The following is an 8,175-nucleotide window of genomic DNA, read 5'->3' on the forward strand; positions in this document are numbered from 1 at the left end:
TTGCATCATTTTTTTACCGCCACCACCTTGCATCATCTTCATCATTTTGCTCATTTGGTTGAATTGTTTTAACAGCTGATTTACTTGTTGAACTGATGTTCCCGATCCTTTACCAATACGTTTTTTTCTACTCGCATTGATAACAGAAGGATTACTTCTTTCTTTTGGTGTCATTGAATGAATAATAGCTTCAATACCTTTAAAAGCATCATCATCAATATCAACATCTTTCATCATTTTTCCAGCACCAGGAATCATGCCTACAAGGTCTTTCATATTACCCATTTTCTTGATTTGTTGAATCTGTTTTAAGAAATCATCAAATCCAAACTGGTTTTTCGCTATTTTCTTTTGAAGTTTTCTAGCTTCAACTTCATCAAATTGCTCTTGTGCACGTTCTACTAAAGACACCACATCACCCATACCAAGAATACGGTCTGCCATACGTGATGGATAGAACACATCAATAGCTTCCATTTTCTCTCCTGTACCAATAAACTTAATGGGTTTATTAACTACAGATTTAATAGAAATAGCAGCTCCACCACGGGTATCACCATCCAATTTAGTTAAGATAACACCATCAAAATTCAAGGTATCGTTAAAGGCTTTCGCTGTATTTACGGCATCTTGCCCTGTCATAGAATCTACAACAAATAAGGTTTCTTGCGGTTGAATAGCTTTGTGAATATTTGAGATTTCGGTCATCATTACCTCATCTACAGCTAAACGACCAGCGGTATCTATAATAACCACATTAAATCCGTTAGCTTTAGCATGGGCAACACCTGCTTGTGCAATAGCAACAGGATCATTATTTCCTCTATCGCTAAAAACCTCAACGCCAATTTGCTCTCCAACAACATGTAATTGATCGATTGCTGCTGGACGGTACACATCACAGGCTACTAAAAGTGGTTTTTTAGTTTTTTTATTTTTAAGATAATTAGCTAGCTTACCAGAAAACGTTGTTTTACCAGAACCCTGTAAACCCGACATTAAAATAACACTTGGTGCACCAGAAAGATTAATGCCTTCGGCATCGCCTCCCATAAGTTCGGTAAGTTCGTCTTTAACAATCTTAACCATAAGTTGCCCGGGTTGTAACGTAGTTAATACGTTTTGCCCTAAAGCTTTTTCTTTAACTCTATTGGTGAATTCTTTAGCTATTTTAAAGTTAACATCGGCATCTAGTAATGCACGACGAACTTCTTTTAAAGTTTCGGCTACATTTACCTCTGTGATGCTTCCATGCCCTTTAAGAACGTGTAAGGCTTTATCTAATTTATCGCTTAAATTATTAAACATAATTTTTATTGAAATTTTAAGAAATGCAAATTTAAGGATTTGAAGCGTATTATAGAAGTAACATTCTATAAAAAAGAAGAATAAAAAAGGCTGCCAAATATTAATTTGACAGCCTATATAAAGGAAACTTACTTAATAATTAACCTAACCAACCGAAAAGATGAGTTTCCTTTTTCACCAAAAACATAATTATGCTTTCTTTTCAAGGACTAATATGCGTTCTATTTCTCCTGTTGAGCTTAGATCTTTTAACTCTATTCTATTTGGATTAATTTCTAAAATCTTCCATCTGTGGTTTAACACTTGAAACGGTGGCTCAATACCATAATGCATTCCTAAATGCAAACCTTCATATCTGTAAGCTAACCAATTACCATCAATAATTCCGTTATTAGGATCGGTTACTTTAATCCATCCGTTTTCTAAGAAATTAATTGTATACATAAAGTATTCATCCGTTTTATTTACATCGCCATCTTTATATAAAGCTATTTCCCATTCTCCAGTTACAAGTACATCATCAATATAATTTATATCGCTATCACCATCTGGACAGTGTCTTCTTAAAACCATTTGATTGTTATCATTTTCAAGCTTAATCACACCTGGTTCTAAGAATGTAATAAACCATTCTAATTTTAAATTTGGTCTGCCATCTAAAGTAATTTGTAAGATGAAACCAGCGTTTCTAACTCCTATTTCGTAAGTACCTTCAACAAACTCTCCATTTACACGAATTTTAACAACATTATTAGCAAAGAATTTTAATGGTGTTCCTATATAATTTTTATCATTATCGTTACCATCAACCTGTAATCTGGCAACTCTCCACAAACATTCTTGTAAGTAGTTTTCAATTCTTTCTTTAGTAATGTCAATAACCACATCACAGTTTTTCTTCATGATAATTCTATTTCCACCTTCTTCGTATAGTTTTATTTTACCGTATTCAATATCGTAAACAATCCATTCTAAAGTAAAGTCTGCTAAGGTGTCGAATTCTAATTTTAAAAGTGCGCCTCTAGGGGTTACACGAGTACTCCAAGTACCAGTTAATATATCACCATTTCTAGCACGCATTTTCACAACACCATCTTCTTTAAAGTTTAAAGCATACTCTTTATAATCAGTAGTGTTATCTTGATTGTTTCTTTTAAACTCATGTACAACCCATGGGCAAATTTTTAAATATTCGTCTAAACGTTCTTTTGTAAAATCGTCGTCGCCATAATCGTTATCATCATCTTCATCACAAGTGTCTTTAGCTTCATTAATAGTGCTTTCTAGCTCTTGGTTATTATTTACAACTATTTCTGTGCCATCAGCTAAAACCATAGTTACAGGAAAGTTAAGACTTGCAAACACTTCTCCTTCTTTTACACGTTTAATGAATTTATACAATTGTCTATCATTTTCAACAGTAATCACATCAATAACTTGAAAGTTAGCATCGTAAATCGAAAAAGAAATTGGATATTTAAAATCGATACATTCTATATCGTCGTCATTTTCATTTTCACCTTTACATTCATCAACAAATTCTTTTAATTCAGCGGCATTATTGATTACAATATCGTCATGTTCTGCTGTAATAATTGTAATAGGAAAGATGATATCTAAGCGATCGTCATCTTCTTCAAACTCATTAAAAATAGCTTCAATCACTTTATAGTCTTCTTCTGAATCTATAATAATTTCGAGTCCGTTAACAACAACCGTAACAGGTAATTTAATAGATAAACAACTTGCTCTGTCAATAATATTGTCTTTAGAGCCATCCATTTTAGAAGCAGAACTCATTAGTGCCGTTAATGGAGCACTAGCTGTAAGAGCTTCAGTCTCTGCTGGTGGTGTAATGTCAACAACTTCTTCCTGACAAGATGTAAACATTAAAAGGGCAAAAAAAGGTAATAGCAATAAAGTACTAATTTTAGTTTTCATAATATTAAAATTTGGGTTAAACATAGCATTTTGAATATAAAACAAGATAACTTTAAAAATTCCTACCCTACTTTTTAAAAAAATTTAAAAAATTCCAAATTCTAAACTCTAAAAAAGCTTATTTTAGTAGTATTAACAGCTAATTACAATGGAGAAACAATTACACGATAATATTTGCGAGGAACGTATTTTTTCTTCCATATTTAATAAACACGCTAAAGATTTACACAACTTTTTATACTATAAGTTTGGCGAGTTGCTAAACCCAAAAGACAAAACGCAAGAAGCTTTTATAAAGTTATGGCAAAACTGCGCGAAGATTTCTCCAGACAAAGCCAAAAGTTTTTTATTTACTACCGCCAATAATTTAATGTTGAATGAAGCGGCACACCAAAAAGTAGTGCTAAAATACCAGCAAACGAAACCGAAAATGTCTACTAACGAAAGCCCTGAGTTTTTAATGCAGGAAACTGAGTATAATGACAAGTTACAAAAAGCCTTAGCTAATTTAACCGAACCACAGCGTGTTGCTTTTATGATGAATAGAGTTGAAGGAAAACGTTTTAAAGAAATTGCAGAGCTTTTAGACATATCGACCAAAGCGGTTGAAAAACGGATTTATGGTGCTTTGAAAAAATTGCGGGAGGAAATTAAGGAGCTGTGATGATGGAAAAAACATTATTTAAAATCAATAAAATGGATTGTCCTTCTGAAGAAAATTTAATTCGAATGAAATTAGATGGGATTTCTAGTATTAAAAATTTGGAATTTGATATTCCGAACCGAATATTAACAGTTTTTCATATTGGGAAAATTGACCAAATTGAAAAATCTATAGCCCAATTAAACTTAGGCGAAAAAAAATTAAAAACTGAACACAGTGAACAAATTGAATTTATAGAAAATTCTAACCAAAGAAAACTACTTTGGACTGTTTTATCTATAAACTTCTTGTTTTTCCTTTTAGAAATAACAACTGGAATCATTTCCAAGTCAATGGGACTTGTTGCAGATAGTTTAGACATGCTTGCTGATTCATTCGTATATGGATTAAGCCTTTTAGCAGTTGGCAGAACGTTATCAACAAAAAAGCGTGTAGCAAAACTTGCTGGTTATTTTCAAATAACGCTTGCCATTATTGGTTTTTTAGAAGTACTAAGGCGCTTTTTTGACACAGAAAATCTTCCCGACTTTTCTACCATGATTATTATTTCCTTTTTAGCTTTAATAGCAAATAGTGTTTGCCTTTACCTTCTCCAAAAATCTAAAAGCAAAAAAGAAGCACATATGAGGGCAAGTATGATTTTTACCTCAAATGACATCATTATCAATTTAGGTGTCATTTCTGCTGGATTATTAGTCAACTGGCTTAATTCGAATAAACCTGACTTAATCATAGGAACTATCGTTTTTATTTTAGTAGTTCAAGGCGCTTCGAGAATATTAAAACTTGGGAAGTAAATATTAATTAAAAAAAATCACTCCAAGGGTAGGAAAAAATAAAAGTTAACTGTTATATAATTGAATACGAAATCATGAACAGAGAAAAACTCATATCGAAATGGTTAAATAACAATCTAAATGATCAGGAACTTGAAGCGTTTAAAAACCTTGAAGATTACGATGATTTAGTAAAGTTAAATAACAGCGTGCAAGCTTTTAAGGCTGATAATTTTAATACGTCTACCGAATTAGAAACCGTATTATCTAAAATTAAGAGCTCTAAAAAGCAGACTACACATTGGGTAAAACCATTAATGCGTGTTGCTGCAATACTTGCTATTTGTTTTAGTTTATACTATTACACAACCACTTTAGACACGACGATTACTACTCAATATGCTCAAAAAACTACTATAGAATTACCAGACGCTTCTAGTGTTTCGCTTAATGCTAAATCGTTGTTAGTATTCAATAAAAAAGGCTGGAAACAAGAGCGCGAAGTTGAGCTTAATGGCGAAGCTTTTTTTAAAGTTGCCAAAGGCTCATCATTTAATGTTATTACAAAATCAGGAACCGTAACGGTTTATGGTACTCAATTTAATGTAAAACAACGGGACAATTATTTTGAGGTTATTTGCTACGAAGGATTAGTTGGCGTGACGCACAATTCTCAAGAAACAAAATTAAAACCGGGAGACCGCTTTTTAATTATCGATGGGAAACTAATTGCTAAAGAAAAAGAAAACCGCACAACACCTTCGTGGTTAAATAACGAAAGCCAATTTAAAAGTTTACCTTTTAAAGAAGTTATTGCCGAATTTGAAAGACAATACCATGTTACTTTTGATGTAACCAATGTTGATACAAATCAATTAGTTACTGTTGGTTTTCCGCACGATAGTTTAGAAATTGCAATAAAAAACATTACCGTACCTTTACGCTTAACACATAAAAAAAACAACAAAACTATAACATTAAAGCGTGAGTAGAAAAGGTACAGGTTCTATCTTTATACTATTATTTTTTTTGAATATTTTGAATTTGAATGCTCAAATTGTTCAAAAAGAAAAGCACTCACTTACTGTCGTTTTAAAAATTATTGAAACACGATACAACATTAGTTTTTCTTTTGCCGATGCGACCATTCATAATAAAAAAGCAACAATTCCAGATGAAAATTTAACTTTAATTGAAGTTTTAGATGTTCTTAAAGATGAAACGAAGCTAGATTTTGAATTGTTAGACAATCGATTTGTCGCCATTAAAATTAATAAACCGTTAAGTCTGCAAAACAACATTCAAAAACTCGACGAAGTCATAATAACCAACTATCTAACCACAGGGATTACAAAATTAAACGATGGCTCTATTACCATAAAACCAGAAACTTTTGGTATTCTTCCAGGTTTAATTGAACCTGATGTTTTACAAACCATTCAATCGCTTCCAGGAGTTTTAAGTATTGACGAAACCGTGTCGAATATTAATATTCGAGGAGGTACGCACGACCAAAACTTGCTGCTTTGGGATGGTATTAAAATGTATCAATCTGGACATTTTTTTGGATTAATTTCAGCATTCAATCCATACACCACAAAACAAGTAAACGTTTCAAAAAACGGAACACGCGCCAAATATGGCGATGGTATTTCTAGTATTATCGATATGCAATTACCCAATGATATTGACAATGTGTTTAAAGCTGGCGGTGGATTTAATTTAATTAATGCCGATGTTTTTGCTAAAATTCCTTTATCGTATAATACCGAATTGCAAATTTCCATGCGTCGTTCGGTAACAGATTTGATTACCACACCAACTTACAATCTTTATAAAAAACGTGTTTTTCAAGATTCAGATTTAACCAATTTTAATCAAGATGATGAAGCTATTGACAAAAACGAACAGTTCTATTTCTACGATATTACTGCAAAATTTCTATATGACATTACTAAAAAAGATAAAATTCGGTTTCACTTTTTAAACGCAAACAACAAATTAAATTATGAAGAACTAGCCAATATTAATGACAGAAACGAAGCTTTAAACAGCAAATTGTCGCAACGTAATTCTGCATTAGGATTAAGCTACACCAGAGGTTGGACTTCAAAACTTTCAACCACTGCGCAAGTATATGTTACTAATTATGATTTAGACGCTATTAATTTCGATATAATAAACAACCAACGATTAATTCAAGAAAATGAAGTCATTGATGGTTCGGCAAAATTAGATATTAATTACAACCACAATAATCAGTTAAAACTAAATGGAGGCTATCAATTTACCGAAGTTGGGATTAGTAACCTTGAAGATGTAAACAATCCGATTTTTAGAAGCTTTATAAGAGATGTTGTGCGGAGTCATTCACTTTATGCCGAAGCTGCTTTTTTATCAAACGATGCAAAAACCAATTTGAAATTTGGGAATAGAATAAACCATTTTCCGAAATTCAACATGACTATAAATGAACCGCGTTTAAGTTTTAGTCAGCGGTTTTTAAACAATTTTAGATTTGAATTATTGAGCGAACTTAAAAGCCAAACCACATCTCAAATTATCGATTTACAAAACGATTTTTTAGGGATTGAAAACAGACGATGGATTTTATCGAATAACAACCCCGAGGTTATTACTATTAACAATAAAAATATTCAACCTGTTCCTATTATAAAAAGTAAACAAGCTTCAGTTGGTTTGCATTATAATAAAAACAAATTGATGATTAGCGCTGAAGGCTATCTTAAAAAAGTTAATGGTATTACTACTCGTAGTCAAGGATTTCAAAACCAATATCAGTTTATAAACAGTATTGGAAGTTACCAAATTAAAGGCGTTGATTTTTTGGTAAACAAACAATTTAATAATGTTTTTAGCACATGGTTAAGCTATTCTTACAGCAAAAACGATTATACCTTTCCTGATTTGAATAGCGGTATTTCATTTCCTAACAATGCTGATATTCGTCATGCTTTAGCACTTTCTGGAGTGTATACATATAATGATATTAAATTTGCGTTAGGGTTAAATTGGCGCTCTGGAAAACCTACAACATTGCCTGATTATGCAAATGATGATCCGGACGATAACACCATTACTTATACCACACCAAACGGTAGTAATTTAGACAATTATTTACGCGCAGATTGTTCTACAACTTACTCGTTTAATATTTTTAACAGATCGCGAGCTGTTGTTGGTGCTTCGGTTTGGAATATTTTTAATCAAAAAAACATAATTAACACTTACTACTCTTTAGATGCTGATAATATGATTAATAAAGTTGAAAACCACTCTTTAGGCATTACACCAAATGTAAGTATTCGTGTTACTTTTTGATAAAGTTTATATTATATATTTAAAAATTGTCGTAATAACTATTTGACTTTATAAGAAAAAAGCTTATAACTTCATTTAACAGCCGATAAAGTTCATTAAAGCGGAACTTTATCTTTGCATAAAAACAATAAAAAACCATCCTAA

At 31.9% G+C, this 8,175-nt stretch carries 6 protein-coding genes; 4 read left to right on the forward strand and 2 right to left on the reverse strand.

The annotated features are described in order from the left end of the window. Both ffh and AADI82_RS11625 read right to left on the reverse strand, forming a co-directional pair. Nucleotides 1–1,308: signal recognition particle protein (gene ffh, locus AADI82_RS11620; protein ID WP_341216598.1), on the reverse strand; the 1,308-nt coding region annotated here is incomplete at its 3' end. A gap of 189 nt (nt 1,309–1,497) precedes the next feature. Then, nucleotides 1,498–3,249: a hypothetical protein gene (locus AADI82_RS11625; RefSeq protein ID WP_156113390.1), complete on the reverse strand. Its 1,752-nt coding sequence runs from the start codon at nt 3,247–3,249 to the stop codon at nt 1,498–1,500. Nucleotides 3,250–3,397: 148 nt separating this feature from the next. Here AADI82_RS11625 and AADI82_RS11630 point away from each other — a divergent pair, with 148 nt between their 5' ends. From AADI82_RS11630 to AADI82_RS11645, 4 genes are all read left to right on the forward strand, one after another. Then, nucleotides 3,398–3,913 carry an RNA polymerase sigma factor gene (locus AADI82_RS11630; RefSeq protein WP_341216599.1) on the forward strand — a complete coding sequence of 172 codons (516 nt, stop codon included), beginning with the start codon at nt 3,398–3,400 and terminating at the stop codon, nt 3,911–3,913. A gap of 2 nt (nt 3,914–3,915) precedes the next feature. Continuing rightward, nucleotides 3,916–4,710, forward strand: coding sequence for a cation transporter (locus tag AADI82_RS11635; RefSeq protein WP_341216600.1), 795 nt, complete (start codon nt 3,916–3,918; stop codon nt 4,708–4,710). Between the two features lie 74 nt (nt 4,711–4,784). Further along, nucleotides 4,785–5,681, forward strand: coding sequence for a FecR family protein (locus AADI82_RS11640; RefSeq protein WP_341216601.1), 897 nt, complete (start codon nt 4,785–4,787; stop codon nt 5,679–5,681). Then, entirely contained in the window at nt 5,674–8,031 is a 2,358-nt protein-coding gene (locus tag AADI82_RS11645) for a TonB-dependent receptor plug domain-containing protein (protein ID WP_341216602.1), read from the forward strand. Before AADI82_RS11640 ends, AADI82_RS11645 begins: the two co-directional genes overlap by 8 nt. The last annotated feature ends 144 nt before the right edge of the window (nt 8,032–8,175 follow it).

Source organism: uncultured Wocania sp. (genome assembly GCF_964021735.1).
GTDB lineage: Bacteria > Bacteroidota > Bacteroidia > Flavobacteriales > Flavobacteriaceae > Wocania_A.

Coding starts and splice junctions, on each gene's coding strand:
- AADI82_RS11625 (WP_156113390.1), bottom strand. CDS start 3,249: ATGAAAACTAAAATTAGTACTTTATTGCTATTACCTTTTTTTGCCCTT.
- AADI82_RS11630 (WP_341216599.1), top strand. CDS start 3,398: ATGGAGAAACAATTACACGATAATATTTGCGAGGAACGTATTTTTTCT.
- AADI82_RS11635 (WP_341216600.1), top strand. CDS start 3,916: ATGGAAAAAACATTATTTAAAATCAATAAAATGGATTGTCCTTCTGAA.
- AADI82_RS11640 (WP_341216601.1), top strand. CDS start 4,785: ATGAACAGAGAAAAACTCATATCGAAATGGTTAAATAACAATCTAAAT.